Below are 21,900 nucleotides of genomic sequence, written 5' to 3'. Positions count from 1 at the left end.
TGCTTGACAAACAGAACCGAAAAAAACATTTACTGATTTTCCAGTAAATGCTTTTTATGAATAGATTTATAGCGAAAGAACAGTCGGGTCAGCGACGATACCGCGATGATTCCTAGCGCCAGTCCCCCGGCATTGGACAAGGTTGCCAATCCTTCCTGCAGTGCGCCGTTAGTATTTCCTGCTACTACCTCCTGCATCGTCATATACATGCCCTTCCCCGGCACCAGCGGAATTAAGGCGCAGATAACAAAGGTCGTTACGGGGGTATGATATAGTCTGGCAAAGACCTCTGAAAAAACAGAGAATGATATAGAAGCCAACAGCATACATACCGGTTCGGCTTCTCCATGATTCATCAGCAGTGTATACACCACGCTGCCAAGGCATCCGGCTACTGCCGCAGCCACCAGCTTCTTGCCTTTGATATTAAATATGATTCCAAATCCAAACGAGGCCACAAACGATGATAAAATGATTACGATCATAGCAGCATCCCTCCCATGGTTTTGATCCAAATACTATATACGATACCGGTACCGATCGCAATCGCAATCGCAACCAGGAAAGCTTCCATCGCTCTAGCCATGCCGGAAAGATAATCACCGGCAACGATATCGCGCACCGCATTGGTAATCGCCAGTCCCGGCACCAGCAGCATGATGCTGGATATGATGATTACCGAATGATTCATATCGCTTGAAAACTGAATAAAGATCAAAGAAAGCAATTCCGCCGCACAGGCAGATATCCCCATATTGAAAAAAGAATTGATTTCAAAGCGCTCCATCAAGATGGATATCACTTTTATTGCCATGCCGGTAAAAAATGCCGCTGCCGCATCATACCAGTTGCCGCCGAAAAAGAAAGCGAATCCGCCAGCTCCCAAAGCCGCAAAAAATACCGTGGTCGGGAAATTGTATCGTTTCATCGCCGCAATTTCATGCAGCTGTTCATCAAACTCATCAATGGTCAGCTGCTTTTGCTGTATACTGCGGCACAGATCATTGACCAAATCAATTCGATTCAGGTCTACCCCGCGGTTCTGAATACGGGATACTGTCGCAAAATTCTGTCCTTCATCCATAAGCGAAACCATGATGCCGGTCGGTGTCACAAAACTCTGGGCATCCTTTGCCCCAAATGCATGGCAAATCCGTACCATGCTTTCTTCCACCCGATACGTTTCAGCGCCGCTTTCTAACAGCAGCCTCCCCGCATAGGCAGAAATACTGATCAATTTATTAGCATCCATAAAAAACCTCATATCCTAACATGATAATAGTATCATAAAGTGTATCAGATGACGAAAGCTTTTTTCTTGAAATTGACAAATTCTATATCATCTAAGCAGCGTATGCTTAGATATTGGTTTTGTCTATATAGAATAGTCAAATCATAGATACGATATATCATGCATATACAATATAACCAAGGGTTTTCATTAGTGATTGACTTTAAAAATAAAGGGTGTTAACATGAACCTAATATCGGAAATAATAAGAAACAAAAGGGCAGGGTCTGCACGCTCTTTTTTCTTTTTTACCGATTGTTTAAGGAGGGGAAATATGCGTTTTATCTTACATTATCTAGGTCATTATAAGAAATTAATACTGATCAATATATGTTCGGTCTTCGGCTTCGCTTTGGTAGAGCTGGGGATTCCTACAATTGTTGCCAATATGATCGATGTCGGAGTGATGAACCAAGACCCCGGCTATATCTATCAAATGGGACTGTTGATCGTTGTCATATCCGTAGTCGGAGTCGGCGGTACAATTTTATTGGGTTACTGTTCCGCTAAAATATCAACCAGTATCACCCGTGATATCCGCAACGATGTCTTTGATAAGATTCAAACCTTCTCCCATACGGAGTTCAACCGGTTTGGCATCTCATCCTTGATCACCAGAACCAATAATGATGCATTTCAGATTCAGCTGTTTGTCAATGTCATTCTGCGGACCGCCCTGCTCACACCGGTCATGCTCGGTCTGAGTGTTTTTCTGACGATCAGAACTTCGTTGGAGCTGTCGGCAATCTTAGCCGGTACGTTTCCGATCATTATCCTGGGGGTCGTTCTGGTCGCATGGATGTCGCATCCGATTTCTCAGAAGCAGCAGAAATCTCTGGATGGACTCAACCGCATCTCGCGTGAGAATCTTACCGGGATCCGGGTGATCCGCGCCTTCAACAATGATGCGTATGAAGAAACCCGTTTCAATGAGACCAACGATGCGTATACCGATCATTCTAAAAAAATCTTTAAATTGATGTCTTTGACCCAACCGGTCTTTTTCTGCCTGATGAACATTGCCATGATGCTGATCTTCTGGGTTGCCAGTACCAAGATCGATGCCGGTACCCTGCAGATCGGTAAATTGGTAGCCTTTATGGACTACCTGTTTCATGCCATGCTTTCCATGATGCTTTTTTGTTCGGTATTCATCATGTACCCACGGGCTGAGGTATCGGCTGGGCGCATCAAAGAAATATTGGATACCGATCCGTTGATTAAAAATCCCGAAGAAGGCATACACGTTCAGCGAAATATGCAGGAGCTGGCCTTCAATCATGTATCCTTTGTCTATCCGGACGGCGAGGAGAAAGTACTGGATGATATCAGCTTTACCGCAAAAAAAGGTGATATGATCGCTTTTATCGGCAGTACCGGTTCCGGCAAGTCAACATTGATTAACCTGATTCCCCGCTTTTATGATGTCAGCTGCGGATCGATTACCATCGACGGAATCGATATCCGCAACTTTGATTTATCAGTACTGCGAGACAAAATTGGGTTTATCCCACAGAAAGCGAATCTCTTTACCGGAACGATTGCCGACAATATCCGTTTCGGTAACCGCAATGCCAGCGATGAGGAAATGAAGCACAGCGCCGATGTTGCACAGGCGGCTGAATTCATCAACAATAAGCCGCTGAAATATGATGATCTGATCACCGAAAGCGGCACCAATGTGTCCGGCGGCCAGAAACAGCGTTTATCGATTGCCCGAGCTATTGTCCATCATCCCCAGATTTATATTTTTGATGACAGCTTCTCTGCCTTAGACTTCAAAACCGATGCGATTCTGCGCAATCGGCTGAAGGCTGAAACAGGTGATGCCATTGTGCTGATTGTCGCACAACGCGTATCCTCTATCATGGATGCCTCACAGATCATCGTTCTCAATGAGGGGCGGATGGTCGGCAAGGGTACTCATCAGGAGCTGCTGAAGGCTTGTCCGATCTATTATGAGATTGCGGCTTCTCAGCTGACAAAGGAGGAACTGGGAAATGCGTAATAAAAATACGAACATTCGTTCCAATCTTAAACAGCTCATGCCGTTTCTTCGTCCTTATCGCTTCTCTTTTGTCTTTGCCATTATCTTTATCATCGCTTCCACAGTGTTCATGTCCATTGCCCCAAAAGTAGAAGGCATGATCACGACCCAGCTTGCGAAGGATGCCAGTGATATTTTGAAAGGCGTTAGCGGAGCAGGCGTTGATTTTACCTATATTATTCATATTTTGATTGTCTGCGGCAGTGTATATCTATGTAAAACCCTCTCTCAGATCGTATCCGTATTCTTATTGACAAATGCAATTCAAAATACAATGCATGATTTACGCAATGCTTTGGAACATAAAATTCATAAGCTTCCGGTCAGCTATTTTGATACCAATCAGTTTGGGGATGTATTAAGCCGTATCACTAATGATATTGATGCGGTTTCCAATGCACTCCAGCAGAGCTTTTCTCAAGTCATCAGCGCCGTATTGTCAGTATGTCTGGCAGTCGGCATGATGTTCAGCATCAACTTTTGGATGACCATCATTACCCTGCTGATCATTCCATGCGGTCTCCTTATCACCAAAGTAATCGTAGGAATTTCACAGAAGCACTTTAAAGCTCAGCAGGATGCACTCGGAGTATTGAACGGTAATATTACAGAAATGTATACCGGATTCAATGAAATTATGCTTTATAACCGTCAGGATGAAATGATCGAGCGTTTCCGCAGTTCAAATGATAAACTGCGTGAATCAGCCTTCAAGGCGCAATTTATTTCCTCTACCATGTCACCATCCATATCTCTGGTAACGTATTTGGGTATTGGCGGAGTTGCCGTACTAGGAACGCTGAACGCTATCAACGGTACGCTTGCGGTCGGCAACCTACAGGCCTTCATTCGTTATATCTGGCAAATCAATGATCCAATTTCTCAAGTATCACAGCTATCGAGCGCAATTCAATCTGCTTTCGCAGCAATGAGCCGGGTCTTCGCTATCTTAAATGAACCGGAAGAGGTTAAGGAAGCAGAACCGGCAGCTATCATACCTGAGGTAAAAGGCAATGTATCCTTTGAAAACGTGAAATTCGGATATCATCCGGATAAAACGATCATATCCAACCTAAATGCTGAAGTAAAGAGCGGACAAATGGTTGCGATTGTCGGCCCGACGGGTGCCGGTAAAACAACCCTGATTAATTTATTGCTTCGTTTTTATGATGTTAACAGCGGCAGTATTAAGATTGACGGTATCGACATTCGCGATATGAAACGCGATGATCTGCGGGCGATGTTCGGGATGGTATTGCAGGATACCTGGCTGTTTTCAGGAACCATTTTTGAAAACATCCGCTATGGACGATTGAATGCCCGTAAGGATGAAGTGATTGAAGCTGCCAAGACTGCGAATGTTCATCACTTTATTAGGACCTTATCAGACGGCTATGACATGTTTATCAACGAAGAAGGAAATAATATTTCACAAGGAGAGAAGCAGCTGCTGACAATTGCCCGTGCGATTCTGAAAAATCCGCAGATCCTGATTTTGGATGAGGCAACCAGCTCTGTCGATACTCGTTTGGAATTGATGCTTCAAACCGCTATGAAAAATGTGATGAAGGGACGAACCAGCTTTGTCATCGCGCATCGTCTGTCTACCATCCGCAGCGCGGATTTGATTCTCGTTATCAACAACGGTGACATTATGGAATCCGGCACACACGAGGAGCTGCTCGCCAAGAAAGGCTTCTATGAACAGTTGTATAACTCACAATTTGCCAGCTGTGCCGATGAAATCGAATCCGACTCTTAACAAGATCGTTATTCATAAAAAAGAAGAAGTTCGTCTGAGCTTCTTCTTTCTTTTTTATATTATTAAAATATTCATTGTGTAAAGAATTTTTGTTTTACAACATCCATCCATTCTCCATCATAATTGTTTCCCTTTTCCATCGTATATTGGTAGATCCGATTTCCCTTTTGAACCATAAGCACCTCGATGCCGTCTCCGTATATGAAACATCCTTGATCGACATTCCATGATGGATCGAGATCATTTGGTTCTCCATAATTATCTGTTAATGATTGTTTTTGAGCACGATATTCCACAGCGGCTCCCTGCTCATTTTCATATTGTGTAAAAAAATTGGAAACAATATTTTCTCGATCTTGGCTTGGCAATCTTTCATCATTATACCAATGGGTATATTTTTGATCGCTTTCCTGATAGGTATAAGATGTTTCATTCTGGACGCAGTCGGTAGTTTTTGCCTTTTGTCCAAGGTCTTTCAAATACAGGGTAAACGCATCCTTTTTGCATTGGTAAGCGGCATCCGTGTTGTGGGAATACAACTGCATACCGCTAAGGATCAGAATACCGATAGAAAGAAACAGCATCGCTATGCGCAGCCAATAGCTATGATGACCGTTCAGGATTCCAATCCGCACACAGAAAAGCAAAATAAGCAGAAACAAAATATAAATGATATGCAGAATATCAAATTTTGAATATAGATTGCAAAACCACATAACAACCAAAATTATTACCAGCAGATTTCGCAACGGTACGGTAAGCTGAAGCTTTTTATACAGCTTGACAGATCGAATCCGCAATACGAGAAACAACAGCTGCCACAAAATAACGATACCGCTTAACGAAGCGATCGCTAAAAACCGTTCAAATGAAAAAGGCAGAAATTCCGCATAGCGAAACATTCCCCCCAGCAGCATCGCATATAACAGCAGATAGATCAGCATATCCAGATACTGCGATACAACGGATATCGGTGCTTCGTATTTGCCTTTTAAAATATGAAACCGCCATCCGCTCAGCATCGCATGTTCAGGCTGCGGCTTATGCATCCGCAATTCTGCTTCAAAGCTATCACGGGGCAGAGCTGTATAAATTTCCGTAACGGCCTGTTCATCCTTTTCAAAAATAAGCAACGGTTCGATCATCCGTGTCAAACGATATCCTTTGGTAGCTTGTCTTTGCAGGTACTCACGGAGATAACCATCATCAATTTTTGAGACCATAACCAAACGAATTCTGTTTCTCATATGCTCACCTTCTTCCACTTCTATTATAAAACAGTTGTGCAAAGAAGTCAGGCTAATAAGCTCCTTATAATATCATAAAAAGTATCAAGAAAATTTACAAACTTCTTTCCGCTGCTTTGCGCATGAATCGATCACTAAGCACTACGGCACGCTCATGTGTGCCTCTTCCAATCGGCCCTTTCGCATCCTCTGCATAAACATCAAACGTAATGATCCGCCGATGAACTTCTTTCACCACCGCGGTTACTTTCACATTGATGCCGATCGGTGATGCCGCATCATGAGAACAGTCAACATGGATTCCGACCGTTGTTTCCCCTGCCTCAAGAAACGGCTGTAAAGCATGCTTCGCCGCATTTTCCATCCATGCAATCATGATCGGTGTAGCCAGTACATCTGCATCTCCGCTTCCCACCTGCTTTGCGCTCATGAAATCCGCTACAGTAAACTCCATCGTATAGCTAGTATCCAAAGTTATTTCCTTCATCAAACATCCCTCCATATGGAAGCATTATAGCATTCATAATCTTGCATTTCTATATTGTATTCCCCGATACTTTATGATAATATAATAGAGCACTTGCCTAAATAGCTCAGTTGGTAGAGCATTCGGCTGTTAACCGACAGGTCACAGGTTCGAGTCCTGTTTTAGGCGCCATATATAAAATAAACATCCAGAACGGATGTTTTTTTATATCGGTTAACGTGATCTAAATGTTATGCAGACTGGAGCGCAGGACACGCAGCTTATAGACAGTGTATTCCTCTTCTGATGACATGCTCATTCCGCAGTCTTGATCAATTATCCAGCCTTTTTGATTTCTCATTTCTTCAGCAAACTGACGCAAACCGTTAAAGCGTATTCTACAGCCGCAATTCAACTGTATAAGAATCACCGCATATGTTGATATGCCATCATCGCCATCATCATAGCTCCAAGTAATTTCATGAAGATGCCGCTGGGGTTCCAGTAAATGAAATGCTTCAGCGAATGCCGACAGATCATCTACCTGATACAAGCAGCAAGGTGAAGTCTGCGGCCATACCGCATAAAGCTCACCATCCTGATTCAGCAGTCGCTGATATAACTGTTTCATTGCCACAAGATCATTTTTATTTATCTCATCGAGTTTACCGCAGTGATCTACCGTCAAATAGCAAATTGCTGAAGATCGATACGGAAAATCTTTCATTTTTGATGAATACTGCATGCTTACACGCCTCCTCTATCCCGTATTCTATCATAGAAAAAGCAGTACTCCCAGTGGAATCCCGCCTTTCTAAAGCATATATGTTTTCATAATCATAATCCATACAAAGATGGTGAAGATACTGAGAATAGTCGTTATGACAACGATCTGACCGGCAGCTTCGTCATCCATATGCATGCTTTGCGCCATTGTATAGCTGGAAACAGCCGTAGGACTGGCGGACATTGCCAGCAGCGCAATCAGCGACGCTCCTTTGAATCCCAAGAGATACGCAAGTCCTAAAACGATTGCCGGCATCAATACCAGCTTCGCGCATACAACCTGTGTCAGTAGTTTTTTATTACTGCCAAGCTTAGCAAATACAAAGTTACTGCCGAGCAGAAACAAAGCAAGCGGCGTAGCCGCTGAGGATACTGAATCCAGGGAAGCAATCAAAAATGAAGGCAGCCTTATTGTCAGCAGCTCACAGATAAATGCCAGGATCGTGCCGATGATCAACGGATTGGTCAAGGATTTTTTCAATACAGAAAGCAAATGAAAGCTTCCTTTGTCCTGATACAACTGCAGCGCAAAAATAGACAATACATTATAGAGCGGAATCACAAAGGCGATCAACACTGCTGTCGTACCAACCTGATCACTTCCTAAAAAAGAGGCAGTCAACGGTATGCCAAACAAAATAAAATTACTTCGAGCCATTCCTTGAATCATGACTCCTTTGGTGATTGAAGCATAGGATGTATGATGCACCCAAGCAAATACCAATAGAAAAAACAGGAATACGATTACCAAACCGAAGGCGATCAGTTTAAAGTCAATTATCTTAAGCTGACTCTTATAGACGCTCATAAACAGCGAAGTAGGCAAAAAGATATAAAAACAGACTTTATTCATCTGATTGCTGGCATCCTCAGACAGCCATTTCAGCATTCTCGCCAGATATCCTAAAATCAAGGTAAAACAAAGCGGAAAAACAGTTGAAAAAGCAAAATATAAAGTATTCATAGACACACTCACTTTTCTGTAAATAAAAGACAAAATTCTTTCAATATCCCCAATCGGATTCTTTATTAAAAGCCTTTTTCAAGTACAATTATAAAATTTTTATTTACTTTTATTATCATATCATTCCGTATGTTATTTTCCGCTTGGATTTTTTCCTTAAAAAAGAACCTTTAATAAGGTTCTTATAGCTGATGCATAATATCTTTATTAATCTGATACAGCTCTTTAAACAATTTTTTTCCTTTTGCGTAAATTTCCCGATTAGCTGGATTGGGATGAATAATCTGATCCGGTTTCACTACTTCTTCCAGCTCTTCCCAACCGGCATAGGAGCCTTCTGCGATCATTGCCATTAATGCGTCTCCATAAGCCGCTCCAAAGGATACTTTACACGTGCAGACATCCTTTTGAAGAACATCGGCAATGATTTGCATCCAGTGCGGATTTTTTGTTCCGCCGCCAACCAGCATGATCTTCTTTAATGGGAGTCCCTGTCCCTCCAGAATATCGATATGCTGTGCAATGGAATAAGCAATTCCTTCCAAAGCGGATTTCAGCATATCCCCTCTGGTATGCGATACATTCAAACCGATGATCATGCCCTTTGCCAGCGGATCATTGATCGGTGTACGTTCACCGGCAAAATACGGCAGTGAAATCAGACCGTTGCTTCCCGCTGGCACATCGGCAATATCCTCGGTCATCGCGGAATATGCATTAAGACCGCCTTCACGCTCTTGAGCATATTTATCAAAATACATTGTATCGCGGAACCATTTTGTCAGCGTACCTGCAGTATTGGTGCCTGCCAGGATGCTGTATGTTCCCGGGATGATGAAGGTTCCTGGCCACAAACCGGTATTTTTTGCCAAATGATCGCACAGATAAACAAAGTAACAAGAAGAACCAAGCTGCACCATCAGATCTCCAGCGGTGAACACACCGGTACTCACCGCTTCTGCACCCGAATCACCGGTACCGCACAGAACCTGTGTCTGCACTGTCAGTCCCATATCACTGGCTGCCTGTTCGTTAAGTGTGCCGATGATATCCATTGCCGTAGCCAGTTCAGCCAGCTGCTCCCGATGACAGAAAAACGGTTCTTTTACTTCGACAATTTCACCCTTATCAATATCATACAGCGGGAAAAAATCCTCGGCAAGATACTGATCGATAACATAACGTCCTGTCAGCTTCGCACTCAGATAAGAGGAACCGGTCAGAAATTTATAAGCTTTCTCAAACACATCCGGGCGATGCTTCTGAATCCACAAAATTTTCGGTGCGATATCGCTGGAACAGATTTCATGGCGGAATACCGCTTCCGCCTGATCGCCATAAAAATCATTCAAATACTGAATTTCTTCATAGCTTCGGCAGTCCACTCCGTAGAGGATCGCTTTCATCAAAGGCTTACACTGCTCATCTACCGCAATACAGTCACAGCCCATAACGCTAGTGCCCAGCGTTGTCACGGCTGCTTTATCAACGCCGCTTTTCGCCAGTAATTCTTTTGAAATTTCACATGCCTCCTGATACCATATTTCACAATCCATTTCAAAGTAGTTAGGCTTTGGGTTTTCAATCGAATGGGATCGATTGGCAAAAGCAATTACATTGCAGGCATGATCGATCAGGACTCCCTTAGTCTCGTTGGTTCCTACATCGATACCCATCGTATAGGTATTTTTCATGATCATTCTCCTCTAGCAGCTTTTACCACATCCATAAAAGCACGCACCCTTGCTTCGTCAATACGTCCGCGGGACTGTCCGTTTACTTTAAACGTCGTGCCGACAAATGCACCGCTGCATATCTTGAGAATATCCGCAACATTTTCTTTTCGGCAGCCGGTTCCGCAAAAAACCGGAGTACCCTTACCATTCTCTACAACCTCATGGATATTTTCCATAGCCGGGCCATTCCCCGCGCCGCTTCCGGCTACGACAAAGCAGTCAGGAGCGACATTGCTTACAAGGCTCTTTGCCATAGAGGCAAGACTGCGGTTGTTCAGATAAACCTCATCCTCAGAATTGATAAAATGAAACAGCTTCAGATCATCCTGGCGCAAATAATGCTTTAAGCGTATCGTATCCGCAATGTTACGGTCCACTAGTCCCAGGTCTCCTGCCCATACACCGGTGAACAGACATCTTGTAAACTGCGCATCAGTAGCCGCACATAATTCAATTGTCGCATCTCCATCATAGATTGCCTCAACCCCATAAGGTACGGTGATCATATCCGATAATGCTCCGACCACCATCGCAATTGCATTGGTGTTTACCTGCGAAACCTTACGCTGATACGGCAGGGAAAATTCATTGGTAATTAAAATGCCGTCTACTCCGCCGTTTTGCAAAGCAATTAAGTCTTTTTTGGCCAAGGCGATGACATCCTTCATCCTCGTACCATCCCGATAATATGGATCACCTGGAAGTTCTTCCAGATGAAGCAATCCAATAATCGGTTTTTCTGTATGAAACATCTCTTTTAACCAAGTCATATGCATCCTCCTAAAGTTTGTTATAACATTATGCTATCATAGGAAAATTGCTTTTTCAATGATAAAAGCATCTTTATAACGTTATATAACGTTTTTTATTCCTTTTTACATAGATAACCTGCTTTATAACCAAAAAACAGGTTGATTACCTGTTTTCATTTTTTGTTTTCACTGCTTTCCAATAGGACTTAGCAGCTTGTTCAGTTTTATTTTCTCCATAAACATAATACTGCCGTCCGATCAAATCCTCGGGCATATAATTCTGTTCAACATAATGCAGCGCATAACTATGAGGGTTGCGGTAATTTTGACCGAGCGAGCCGCCTTCTCCATCCGTATGCTGATTTTGAACACAGCGAGGATACCCAATTCCTTTGCCATTTTGAATATCTTCCATCGCTTTCGCAATACCTTTATACGCAGAATCTGATTTAGGCGCCGTTGCCAACAGCACTACCGCTTCTGCAAGTGGAATTCGAGCTTCCGGAAGCCCAATCTGCAATGCGCTGTCAACACATGCTTTTGTTATCGAAATAGCCTGCGGATAAGCCAAGCCGATGTCCTCAGCCGCAATCACCAACAGTCTGCGGATCGCCGACAGCATATCTCCGCCAGCTAGTAATCTACCTAAATAATGCAGCGCTGCATCAGGATCACTACCGCGAATTGATTTCTGGAGTCCTGACAGGGTATCATAATGCTCATCCCCGCTGCGATCAAATCGCTGTATACTTTGCTGAGTAAACTGTTTTGCTAGATCCTTGTCCACTATCACTTGATTATTCTGCTTCGCTCCAGCGTACAGACAGAGTTCTAATGCATTCAAGGCCTTGCGCACATCGCCGCCGCAGCCTTGTGCTATATGATTCAATGCCGCTTCTGTTACCGAAGCGTCAATTTGCAGATGTTCTTTCGCATAGACGATACCCCGTCTCAGCACCGGCAGTATATCATCGCCGGTAATCGGTTTAAACTCAAAAACGGTCGATCTGCTTAAGATCGCGCTGTATACATAAAAATAGGGATTTTCTGTCGTCGAGGCAATCAAGGTTACCCGTCCAGTTTCAATATAATCCAAAAGACTCTGCTGCTGTTTCTTATTCAAATATTGTATTTCATCCAAAAACAGCAATACACCGTTAGAACCCAGTAAACTGTCTGCTTCCTTCATGACTTCTTTCATATCCGACAAAGAAATCGTCGTTGCATTTAAACGAAAGAACTGTTTATCCGTATTCTTTGCAATAATTTTCGCTACTGTTGATTTTCCAGTACCGGAGGGTCCATAAAAAATCATGTTCGGCAGGATATTACTTTCCATAATTCTAGTCAGTACTTTTCCTTCACCTAATATATGCCGCTGTCCGACAACCTCCTCAATCCGCTGAGGACGCATGGTATCCGCTAATGGCATCCTGATCACCTCATTTTCACATAGCTCCTGTTTCCCGGGTAATGATTTTTCTATTCTTTTCGATTGATCGTTTGCGGACGGCAGGGATTCCCGTAAGCAATCGTATTGGCTTCGATATCATGCGTAACAACACTCCCAGCGCCAATTACCGTATGATCACCAATTGATACTCCAGGTAAAATAATCGCACCTCCGCCAATCCAAACATTTTTACCGATATGGACCGGTTTTCCATACTCGACTCCATTTTTGCGTTCAGTTGGATCCATTGCATGATATGCTGTATATATTTGCGTATTCGGCCCAATCAAGGTATCATCGCCAATCTCAATCCGATTTACATCCAGCAATACACATCCGTAATTCAACATTACATTTTTCCCAATATAAATATTATAACCATAGTCACAATAGAAAGGCGGTTTGATCCAAAAATTTCCTTCGGTATGCAGGAGCTTCCGCATCAATCGATTATGCATATCAATTTCATGAAAAACACGTTTATTATATGCATGCAGAATTCTCGCTGCACGATCCCGCTCCCATACAAGTTTGGGATCAGCTGCATGATAGCTCTCACCCCTCAGCATTCTGGATTTTTCACTCATACGCGTATCCTCACTTTGATTATCCCTATTATATACAAACTGCTGTTTTATTTCCAGCAATAAAAAAGCGCCTTATCCAAAAGCACTTGTTTTAACGTTTCTCATAAATCACATCCACGATACCGTTATAGGATTCGGTTTTGATCAATTTCAGTTTATGCGGTTCTTCAACCTTGGAAAACAGACGAACCCCATCTCCAAGAATCGTTGGTATTACGGATAGGTGATACCGGTCGATCAGCTGCTGCTTCATCAACTGACAAACCACATCAGCACCGCCGCATATCCAGATATCTTTGCCAGTTTTCTTTTTCAAGCTCTCTTTAAAAGCACATACATCGCCATGTACAGCAGTGATTTTCTCATTGGAAATAATATCATGATGAGTAATTACAAAACTGTTCAGATTCTTGTAAAACCATTCTTCAGAAGAAAGCTCGGTTACGATTTGATGATAGGTTTTCCACCCCATGACCACACTATCTATGCCTTTGATAAATTCCTTATAGGTACACATATCATCCTCGTTTGGCTGCTGCCCAGCTAACCAATCCACACGACCATTTGTATCGGCAATGAAGCCATCCAAGCTCATAGCAATAAATAAAATCACTTTTCTCATAGAACCTCCGTATGCCGTTCAAGGACTGGTATCAGTTTTCCCAATCCCATAGGGTTTCAAACTGCATTACGTGATTCTGCTATCGAAATGTTTTTAATATATCAAGCAGCGGTGAGTTTTCGCCATGATCACAAACATATTGGTAAACCTTATCACGCTGCAGGCATGATTTCACAAAACGCGGTTCTAATTCACCAAGAATGTCCTTTAGGCTGCGCTTGGTTATGGCATTCAGCTCCTTCATCAGTTTTGTATCTGCTTGTTTTCTTTGTGCATCCGTTTCCGGATAACCACAGCCAAACGGTTCTTCAAATAAATGATTCAGCGAAGCTTGCAGATTGATCTCCCCAGCCCATCCAAATTGAAGCCCCAGGGGAAAAGATATCGCATTTCCATCATTGATACGGCCAAATAAAAATGCATCAGAAGGATTCTCCACATAGCCGCAAAGTACTCCTGGCAAACTATTGCAGGCAAGCATCATTCCCTGACCGGAGGAACATCCGGTAACCACAAAATCTACCGCTTTGCTTTCCAGCAGCAAACTGATAAGAAAAGCGGTCTGGATATAAGAAAAATCAATTGTATCATCAGCATAAATGCCAAAATTTATGACTTCATATCTCTTTGCTTCAACCGCTTTTTGTGTACATTTATAAAGCAATTCATTTTTTGTTTTCTGCGAGCTTGCCTGAATGACCGCAATTTTCATAATTTCTCTCCTATCTTCTTATTATTCACGAGAACATTACTCGTTTCTATTTATTCATTGTTTATAAAGATTTATCTTTTATTTTTATACAATCAACGACTATTTACAAATTCAAGCATTCTACATTACGTTTTCATAATAATGATAATTTGTCTCACCCGCCGTGAAATAGTTAATGACCATTGTATTTGTTCTTGATGGATCTATGACATGAAAACCACGATCGAATGTATATATTATTGATGCATCCACACAATAATATATCCGCAATGATCAGTTCCTTTTTGTGCTGAGTTATTCAAAATGTCCTGTATCTTTAAAAACACTATTTACAAATTTATCAAAAAATTCGTTCTTTGATAATGGACTAAGTTCTACATAATGTAAAACCTCGGTTTAACGGAATTCATTATTAGGATATCCGGTTCATTATTGTGACAGACATAGATGACTCGATTTGATTTTCTCTAACGGCATGGATCAAGGGTTTCATATCTATTAAAAATTCTTCAAAGCGATACAGTTTGTGATTAATAATATCTTTTGGGCATTGATTACTAGCAGTATCATGGTATGATTCTATCTCTTTATGCTCCTGTTTCGTTAATCATATTTCTGAATAGTGAGATTTGCGAATGCAGTTTGATTCACTGCACCACTCACCAGATTCTGCGGTGCTGGTATCATCATCATAAAACCATCCTTTCCATAACGTTCATAACCCTTGGCAAAGGCCTCATCGACAGCTACCTGCTGAATCTCACCAATCACCATGGCAGTGATACCCGCTTCGCTTATATCTTGAATGCTCTTTAATGTGCATTCAAGATGCATAAAACTCTCTGCAATCAACGGAGCGTGTACAGTTTGAGCATTTTTCAAAGTAAATCCTCCTGCTTGAAATTCATCGTCCTCCATTCGATTATGATGGATGGTTTTTGTCAGGGAATCATAATATTTCATGGAAAGAAAATTTAAAACAAAACCCTTTTCCCGCTTCATATTGGTAAAGGTGTGAGTCTTCTGATATATACCGCCTAGTACTGCAAAAAATGCGGTCCGATCACCATGGAAACAGCTCCACGAATGAAAGCAAACATTCGGTTGTCCATTTTCTTTCCAGGTCGTAATGGCAAATAATACCTGTGGAATGGCAGCGCTGGTTTCCAAATGGGAAAACAATTTAAACTCTTCCGGATAAGCTGATTGAAAGTATTTCGGAAATGTACGATCAACTTCAATTTTCATAATTTCACCCTCTTTTTTCTATTATAGCACATAAAAAAAGCTCACCTTTGTGAGCTTGCTTATTTAATTGGTGACGCGTACGGGATTTGAACCCGTGAATGCATGCGTGAAAGGCATGTGAGTTAACCGTTTCTCCAACGCGCCAATTGCTTGATTATTATAACAAACGGACGCATCTGCGTCAAGCAATATATGCAAAAAATAAAAAAGAGCGCATAACACTCTTTTTATCAAATATCTTTTTACTTTCACGAAGCCATAATCTTATGAATGTACGCATAATGCGGGGAATCCACGCTTGTGAAGCGAGATGCTTCATGGGCAAGTCCTTTTGCTTTATCATGATCGATATTCTCATACACGCGAACAAATCTTGAGTAGACCTTATCGCGAATACCATTCTCCCGCAGCAAATAGCCATAGTTCACATCTCCCCGCTGATAATCCTGATGCCGAATATACAGATCGGCGATATCCATCTGTAATTCCTGTTCAATGATCCAGTAAATATCATCATACTGCGAACAAAATTCATACATGAAGGATTCATAAAATTCAACATCACGATACAAAAATTTATCGAGTACTCCATTTGCAATCTGCATGAACTGCAGGACGACCGTCTCTAAATCAGATATTTGTATATTTTTTTCAATCATCGATAATTCATGGACATTCACCTTTTGTCCAATCATCAGCAGCTGCTCCATGACCGCAAACATTCGGTGATAGAGATTTGCATTCTTTTCATCGTCACCAGTGAGTGAAAGAGCTTTTACAGCTTGTATCTCAGCATTCAGGTCACCATATTCTGATCCAGTCTCCGCATGCTTTTCCGCTATCTTTTTTAGGACTGCATCTATCACTTGCACATTGAATCCATCCTTTTTGATCGTAAAGGATGTTTTCTTAATACCATAGGACTTCAACAGTGTTTCCTTCACAGCTGCGGCATTCTGCTTGGAAAGCATGTCAGTCAGATCCTCAATACTTTCCTTAATTCCCATCTTTTTTATATACTCCATGCATACAGATAGATCCAGCTGCGCATAGCGGTCTTTCTTTACCGGCGGCTTTGATAGTTCCCGATCAGTCAGGCGCTTTGAGTCGATACTGGTTATCTTTTTAGCTGGCTCATTTGCGGTAATTTGCTTTGGTGCTTTTGTAGTAGTGAGCTGCTTAGCTTTCGGCTTAGCTTCTATTTTCTTTGGAGCTGCCTTGGCAGTGAGCCGTTTTGCTTCCGGTTTGCTGCTGATTTTTTTTACTGTTTTCGTCTCTAACTGTTTTACAGTAGCTGTCTTTTTCACTGCTGCCATGTATACCCCTCTTTTCTTCTTTACTTTATTATATCACTTTTCATATTGGTAGAATCCTGTTTCGATTCGTTTTTTTTCCGATATCATCACATAATTTCGAGGGTTTTCTGCAAATAATCCTAAAATTTCACATGATAACGAACATTTATTGCGCATTTTTTTGGCTATAATAATGACAACAAAAGGAGGTACTGCTTATGTTTAATGAGCATGAAGAAAATAATGTAGAGGAAACCGTGAATCAGTCCGGTGAAGATGCTTCAACAGATACGGAAGCGCTGCATATGGATCATGAGGAAACATCAACAAAGACTGAAGATACAATAGAAAGCGAACACTTAAAAGCGGAATCCTCAATGAAAAACAAGGAAGAAGCTGTGGATGATATTCCAAATTCGCATTTAAAGAAGCCAAGCTTCATCAAGCGGCATCAGGGAGCGGCAATTCTAAGCGGAGCTTTGATACTGTCCTGTGCAGGAGGTTTTGGCGGTGCTTATGTAGCTATGAATATGAATGGCAGCAACGGCAAGACCGTATTTTATCAAGGAGTCGATACTGGATCTGCCAAAACCGTTAATACGTCCACAAATGGTGTTAGCGATATCGCTGCCAAAACTATGGACAGTGTCGTTGAAATACAGACTGAATCTTTACAGACCAACAGTATGCTGTCGCAGGCGGTTACCAAAGGTGCCGGCAGTGGTGTAATTCTCAGCAAAGACGGATATATTGTCACAAACAATCATGTTATCAACGGAGCTAATAAAATTACCGTCAGAACGCGGGACGGTAAGTCGTATACAGCGAAATTAATCGGGAAGGATTCACAAAGTGATCTTGCCATCCTGAAAATAGATGCAACCGGACTTACTCCGGCTGTCCTTGGCGATTCCGGCAAGCTGGAAGTCGGAGATACAGCAATCGCAATCGGTAATCCATTAGGCGAATTAGGCGGTACTGTAACAACCGGAATTATATCTGCACTTGATCGTGATATCACAGTCGAGGGCGAAAGCATGAAGCTGCTGCAGACTAATGCAGCCATTAATTCCGGAAACTCCGGTGGAGGCTTATTCAACGCCAAGGGCGAATTAATCGGTATTGTCAATGCTAAAACAAGCGGCAGCGGTATTGAAGGTTTGGGTTTTGCGATTCCTATCAACGATGCTAAGGAAGTAATTGAAGAACTGATGAAAAACGGCTATGTTGCCAATCGTCCATCACTGGGTGTTTCTCTCGTTGATATCGATGATGAGATGTCAGCATTCAGAGCTGGTGTGGATGATGCCGGCACGTATATTTCCAGTATAACCGATGGATCCGCAGCACAAGCGGCAGGCTTGAAAGTAAGAGATAAAATAATCTCTATCGATGGTAAAGAAATCAGTTCTGCAAGTGAAGCAGTTTCGGTGATACATTCTCATAAAGCCGGCGACAAGGTTACAATTGTTGTCGAACGTGATGGAAAAAAAGTAAGTGTTAAAGTAACCTTGAAAGAAGCTGCTCAGAATGATTCTACGGATCAAAATTCCCAGAATAGTGAAAATGGAAAAAACGGCTATTAATCAAAAGTGCACCCGCGAGGGTGCTTTTCTGTGTTTTGATAAGCTTGATCTTTTTTATCCCTAATACTTGAAAATGCTAAGCAATTGATAAACACAAAGTCCCTTCTTATGATTAGATTTTCCATAATAACAAATCATACAATACTATATTCTGATTACATTTCATAAAATAATTATCATTGCATGTTTATAACGATTATCATACTCAATGCCATCATTCATGCCTATATTTTCTATTTTACAAGTACCTTCCCATTTTCTATATGTTTTAAATATAACGTTATCAAAACTGCATCAACAAATTTTTACTCTATTACCTGTCAAATAATCATTTCTTTTCAAAAAGCAAATCGCAATGAGAATGTTTAGCCTTATGTTATACTGACTATACTAAAGGAAAGGATGTGGCTTATGGAATCAATGGTACAGAAACGTAAAGTTGTTTTAGTAGGAACTGGATTTGTAGGTATGAGTATGGCTTATTCATTGTTATCTCAAACCGGTATTGATGAACTGGTTCTGATAGATATTGATCATGAAAAAGCAGTAGGCGAAGCAATGGACTTGTCACACGGCCTGCCTTATGCACGTAATAAAATGAGAATAACGGCGGGTGAATACGCTGACTGCAAAGATGCCCAGATTGTTGTAGTAACAGCAGGTGCCGCTCAGAAGCCTGGGCAGACCAGACTGGAATTAACACAGATCAATACCAAGATTGTAAAAGGAGTTACCGAACAAATCACGGCAAGCGGATTCAGCGGAATTTATGTCGTTGCCAGCAATCCAGTCGATCTCATGACCTATGTCGTTAAAGCTGTAAGCAAAGCAGACGCATCAAAGGTAATTGGTTCTGGTACGATTCTCGATACAGCAAGACTAAGGTATCTGATGAGTGAATATTTGAATATTTCATCAGCCAATATTCATGCATATATTATGGGAGAACATGGAGACTCTTCCTTTGTCCCTTGGACAAACTGCTATATCGGCTGTAAGAGTCTATTAGAGCTGTTGGATGAGCGGCATAAGGATTTAAGTGATTTACATGACATCTATACTCAGGTACAGCAGGCGGCCTATGAGATTATTTCACGTAAGAAAGCTACCTATTATGGGATCGGGCTATCCTTGAATCGATTATTGGCGGCAATTCTTCATGATGAGCATAGCATTCTAACCGTCTCTGCGTATCAACAGGGAGAATATCATCAGGAAAATCTCTATATCGGCGTTCCGGCTATTATCAGCAGTAAAGGAATAGAGGAAATTATCAGACTTCCATTGACTGATGTCGATCAGGCAAAATTTGATGTAAGCTGTAAAACATTAAAAGAAGCAATTGAACAGACAATTGATCCGATCTTAAAAAAAGCCGCTTAAATCGCGGCTTTTATGTTCTCTTATCAAATTTCGTATGACATTTTGGACAGGTGATTGTAATTTCTCCGCGCCCTTTGGGTACTCTAACTTTTTGTTTGCAGCTTGGACATTTATAAAAACGGTAGTCCTTGCGCTCTTTTGTATGCTTTATCGTAAAGTGAAATTTATTACGGATCGGATTCCAAAGCTTTAAGAATTTCTGATTTTCTGCATATCGCTTACTGATATTGCGTGAAAACATCCGGAAGTAAATCAGTACAATAAGCACCAAATTCAAAATCAAAGGTATGTTGTTTTTCAAAAACGGTGTTGTCAGCGCAATTACCAGAAATAGGATCATCAATGCCATATTCAGTTGATCAGCACCGTATCTGCCATACATAAAACGCTGCAGCCAAGCTTTCATCATAACATCTCCATTTCATAATATGAGTTATTATAGCATAAATGATGTCATAAATCATGATAATCGCTAAGAAATCAAATACTCTTTTTTATTGAGATATCAGATCGAAAATATTTGACAAAGCATATATAAGGTGATATCTTTATGATATCAAATAGATATAAAAGGAGTGAATATGATGGAAGAGAAAGTATTGCGTAACAAAAAGAATGGAATGCTGGTTTTATTTTTAGTTTTGATTTCTTACATTGTGGCTGTGATTGCTTTGGTCGTATGTCTGGAAGAACTTCCGGCCGTATCTGTTATTGCAATCATCTGGCTTTGTATCGGATGGTTTTTCCTACTTGGATTGAAGGTATTAAAACCACAGGAAGCACTTGTATTAACACTGTTTGGAAACTACAAGGGTACCTTGAAGGAAGAAGGATTCTATTATGTCAATCCTTTCTGTTCTGCTGTTAATCCAGCCGCTAAGACACATTTAAGTCAAAGTGGAGATGTGGACGGCGGAATCACGAAGCTGGCGGTAAAAAATGCCAATAACAACGCTGCTGCGGAAGCGGTAAGCAAAAAAATATCCATGAAAATCATGACGCTCAGCAACAATCGTCAGAAAATCAATGATTGCTTGGGAAATCCGGTAGAAATCGGTATCGCAGTGATGTGGCGAGTTACTGATACTGCTAAAGCAGTCTTTGAGGTTGATAACTATAAAGAATATCTTTCTTTGCAATGTGACAGTGCCTTGCGAAACATCGTCCGTATTTATCCTTACGATATATCACCGAATGTGGATACCACCGGAGACGGTCAAGCTGATGAAGGAAGTTTGCGCGGTTCCAGTGAGATTGTCGCATCGCGAATCCGTGATGAAATTCAATCAAAAGTAAAGGATGCAGGTCTGGAAATTATTGAAGCCCGCATTACCTACCTCGCCTATGCACCTGAAATTGCGGCAGTTATGCTGCAGCGGCAGCAGGCATCCGCAATCATCGATGCTCGTAAAATGATCGTAGATGGTGCTGTGGGTATGGTTGAAATGGCACTTGAACGTCTTAATGAAAACAATATTGTGGAACTTGATGAAGAACGCAAAGCGGCTATGGTATCCAATCTGCTCGTTGTCCTCTGTGGAAATCATGACGCCCAGCCAATCGTAAATTCAGGAAGTCTTTATTAACGAAGCTTAACGATGAGCGATACACAGAAAAAGCAGATACCGCTTCGGCTTTCTTCAAAGCTATACAATGCGATTGCCGCATGGGCTGAGGACGATTTTCGCTCCGTAAACGGTCAGATAGAATATCTTTTATCCGAGTGTGTGCGACAGCGAAAGAAAAATGGTTCCTATGTATCTGAGCATATGGATGAACCTCCTGAATTGGATATAAAATAACTTAAAAACTCTGTATCACTTTGTTGATACAGAGTTTTCTTTATTCAAATCTCAACCGCACCAAATTGTAATTTATGAAATTCTACCTCATAAGGAGTTTTAAAGTCAAACATTTTACGAGGCATTGAATTGATTTTAAATGCTATATCATCTAAATACTG

General features: G+C 41.5%; 21 protein-coding genes, 2 tRNA genes and 1 pseudogene. 7 read left to right on the top strand and 17 right to left on the bottom strand.

Annotated features, from left to right (window positions below):
- Positions 1–29: 29 nt before the first annotated feature.
- On the bottom strand, positions 30–485 hold the full coding sequence (locus GSF08_RS10335) for a threonine/serine exporter family protein (RefSeq protein ID WP_160625710.1): 456 nt from the start codon (positions 483–485) through the stop codon (positions 30–32).
- Complete coding sequence (locus tag GSF08_RS10330; RefSeq protein WP_160625709.1) at positions 482–1,252, bottom strand: threonine/serine exporter family protein; 771 nt, start codon at positions 1,250–1,252, stop codon at positions 482–484. The genes GSF08_RS10335 and GSF08_RS10330 overlap by 4 nt, the downstream gene beginning before the upstream one ends.
- Before the next feature lie 313 nt (positions 1,253–1,565).
- Between GSF08_RS10330 and GSF08_RS10325 the strand changes: the two genes are divergently transcribed.
- Positions 1,566–3,299, top strand: a complete 1,734-nt coding sequence (locus GSF08_RS10325) for an ABC transporter ATP-binding protein (RefSeq protein WP_160625708.1) — start codon at positions 1,566–1,568, stop codon at positions 3,297–3,299.
- On the top strand, positions 3,292–5,100 hold the full coding sequence (locus tag GSF08_RS10320) for an ABC transporter ATP-binding protein (protein WP_160625707.1): 1,809 nt from the start codon (positions 3,292–3,294) through the stop codon (positions 5,098–5,100). The genes GSF08_RS10325 and GSF08_RS10320 overlap by 8 nt, the downstream gene beginning before the upstream one ends.
- Before the next feature lie 71 nt (positions 5,101–5,171).
- Here GSF08_RS10320 and GSF08_RS10315 read toward each other — a convergent pair whose 3' ends face one another.
- Both GSF08_RS10315 and GSF08_RS10310 read right to left on the bottom strand, forming a co-directional pair.
- Positions 5,172–6,347, bottom strand: coding sequence for a hypothetical protein (locus GSF08_RS10315; protein WP_160625706.1), 1,176 nt, complete (start codon positions 6,345–6,347; stop codon positions 5,172–5,174).
- A 94-nt stretch (positions 6,348–6,441) separates the two neighbouring features.
- Positions 6,442–6,834, bottom strand: coding sequence for a thioesterase family protein (locus GSF08_RS10310; protein WP_249806093.1), 393 nt, complete (start codon positions 6,832–6,834; stop codon positions 6,442–6,444).
- A gap of 95 nt (positions 6,835–6,929) precedes the next feature.
- On the opposite strand from GSF08_RS10310, the gene GSF08_RS10305 reads away from it, so the two are divergent.
- A tRNA-Asn gene (locus tag GSF08_RS10305) sits at positions 6,930–7,005 on the top strand.
- Between the two features lie 52 nt (positions 7,006–7,057).
- On the opposite strand, the gene GSF08_RS10300 is transcribed toward GSF08_RS10305, so the two are convergent.
- The 11 genes from GSF08_RS10300 to GSF08_RS10250 form a co-directional block, all read right to left on the bottom strand.
- A complete protein-coding gene (locus GSF08_RS10300; protein WP_160625705.1) occupies positions 7,058–7,558 on the bottom strand; it encodes a hypothetical protein in 501 nt (166 codons plus the stop codon).
- Positions 7,559–7,627: 69 nt separating this feature from the next.
- Positions 7,628–8,563 carry an AEC family transporter gene (locus GSF08_RS10295; protein ID WP_160625704.1) on the bottom strand — a complete coding sequence of 312 codons (936 nt, stop codon included), beginning with the start codon at positions 8,561–8,563 and terminating at the stop codon, positions 7,628–7,630.
- A gap of 182 nt (positions 8,564–8,745) precedes the next feature.
- Positions 8,746–10,257, bottom strand: coding sequence for an FGGY-family carbohydrate kinase (locus GSF08_RS10290; RefSeq protein ID WP_160625703.1), 1,512 nt, complete (start codon positions 10,255–10,257; stop codon positions 8,746–8,748).
- A gap of 2 nt (positions 10,258–10,259) precedes the next feature.
- The gene (locus GSF08_RS10285) at positions 10,260–11,069 is read right to left on the bottom strand and encodes a BtpA/SgcQ family protein (protein ID WP_160625702.1); all 810 of its coding nucleotides are present in this window, start codon (positions 11,067–11,069) and stop codon (positions 10,260–10,262) included.
- Positions 11,070–11,214: 145 nt separating this feature from the next.
- A complete protein-coding gene (locus GSF08_RS10280; protein ID WP_160625701.1) occupies positions 11,215–12,483 on the bottom strand; it encodes a replication-associated recombination protein A in 1,269 nt (422 codons plus the stop codon).
- 50 nt (positions 12,484–12,533) lie between these two features.
- Positions 12,534–13,091 (bottom strand): sugar O-acetyltransferase, encoded by a 558-nt coding sequence (locus GSF08_RS10275; RefSeq protein WP_160625700.1) that lies wholly within the window; start codon positions 13,089–13,091, stop codon positions 12,534–12,536.
- A gap of 91 nt (positions 13,092–13,182) precedes the next feature.
- Entirely contained in the window at positions 13,183–13,713 is a 531-nt protein-coding gene (locus tag GSF08_RS10270; RefSeq protein ID WP_160625699.1) for a dihydrofolate reductase family protein, read from the bottom strand.
- A gap of 79 nt (positions 13,714–13,792) precedes the next feature.
- A complete protein-coding gene (locus GSF08_RS10265; protein ID WP_160625698.1) occupies positions 13,793–14,425 on the bottom strand; it encodes an RpiB/LacA/LacB family sugar-phosphate isomerase in 633 nt (210 codons plus the stop codon).
- Between the two features lie 603 nt (positions 14,426–15,028).
- Positions 15,029–15,673, bottom strand: a complete 645-nt coding sequence (locus GSF08_RS10260) for a flavin reductase family protein (RefSeq protein ID WP_160625697.1) — start codon at positions 15,671–15,673, stop codon at positions 15,029–15,031.
- A 68-nt stretch (positions 15,674–15,741) separates the two neighbouring features.
- Positions 15,742–15,817, bottom strand: a tRNA-Glu gene (locus GSF08_RS10255).
- Between the two features lie 104 nt (positions 15,818–15,921).
- The gene (locus GSF08_RS10250) at positions 15,922–16,989 is read right to left on the bottom strand and encodes a hypothetical protein (RefSeq protein WP_160625696.1); all 1,068 of its coding nucleotides are present in this window, start codon (positions 16,987–16,989) and stop codon (positions 15,922–15,924) included.
- Between the two features lie 197 nt (positions 16,990–17,186).
- On the opposite strand from GSF08_RS10250, the gene GSF08_RS10245 reads away from it, so the two are divergent.
- Entirely contained in the window at positions 17,187–18,554 is a 1,368-nt protein-coding gene (locus tag GSF08_RS10245) for a S1C family serine protease (RefSeq protein ID WP_249806091.1), read from the top strand.
- 420 nt (positions 18,555–18,974) lie between these two features.
- The gene (locus tag GSF08_RS10240) at positions 18,975–19,937 is read left to right on the top strand and encodes an L-lactate dehydrogenase (RefSeq protein ID WP_160625775.1); all 963 of its coding nucleotides are present in this window, start codon (positions 18,975–18,977) and stop codon (positions 19,935–19,937) included.
- A 10-nt stretch (positions 19,938–19,947) separates the two neighbouring features.
- On the opposite strand, the gene GSF08_RS10235 is transcribed toward GSF08_RS10240, so the two are convergent.
- The gene (locus GSF08_RS10235; protein WP_347338002.1) at positions 19,948–20,346 is read right to left on the bottom strand and encodes a hypothetical protein; all 399 of its coding nucleotides are present in this window, start codon (positions 20,344–20,346) and stop codon (positions 19,948–19,950) included.
- 172 nt (positions 20,347–20,518) lie between these two features.
- Here GSF08_RS10235 and GSF08_RS10230 point away from each other — a divergent pair, with 172 nt between their 5' ends.
- Together GSF08_RS10230 and GSF08_RS10225 are read left to right on the top strand one after the other, a co-directional pair.
- Positions 20,519–21,523, top strand: coding sequence for an SPFH domain-containing protein (locus tag GSF08_RS10230; RefSeq protein WP_249806089.1), 1,005 nt, complete (start codon positions 20,519–20,521; stop codon positions 21,521–21,523).
- A gap of 12 nt (positions 21,524–21,535) precedes the next feature.
- Entirely contained in the window at positions 21,536–21,739 is a 204-nt protein-coding gene (locus tag GSF08_RS10225; RefSeq protein WP_160625695.1) for a type II toxin-antitoxin system antitoxin, read from the top strand.
- A gap of 44 nt (positions 21,740–21,783) precedes the next feature.
- On the opposite strand, the pseudogene GSF08_RS10220 reads toward GSF08_RS10225, so the two are convergent.
- Positions 21,784–21,900 (bottom strand): annotated as a pseudogene (locus GSF08_RS10220) (IS30 family transposase); the annotation flags it as partial.

Origin of the sequence: Copranaerobaculum intestinale, assembly GCF_009831105.1 — a bacterium.
Classification (GTDB): domain Bacteria; phylum Bacillota_I; class Bacilli_A; order Erysipelotrichales; family Erysipelotrichaceae; genus Copranaerobaculum; species Copranaerobaculum intestinale.
Note: the sequence above shows the minus strand (reverse complement) of the source record. Positions and strands in the feature narration are given on the sequence as shown.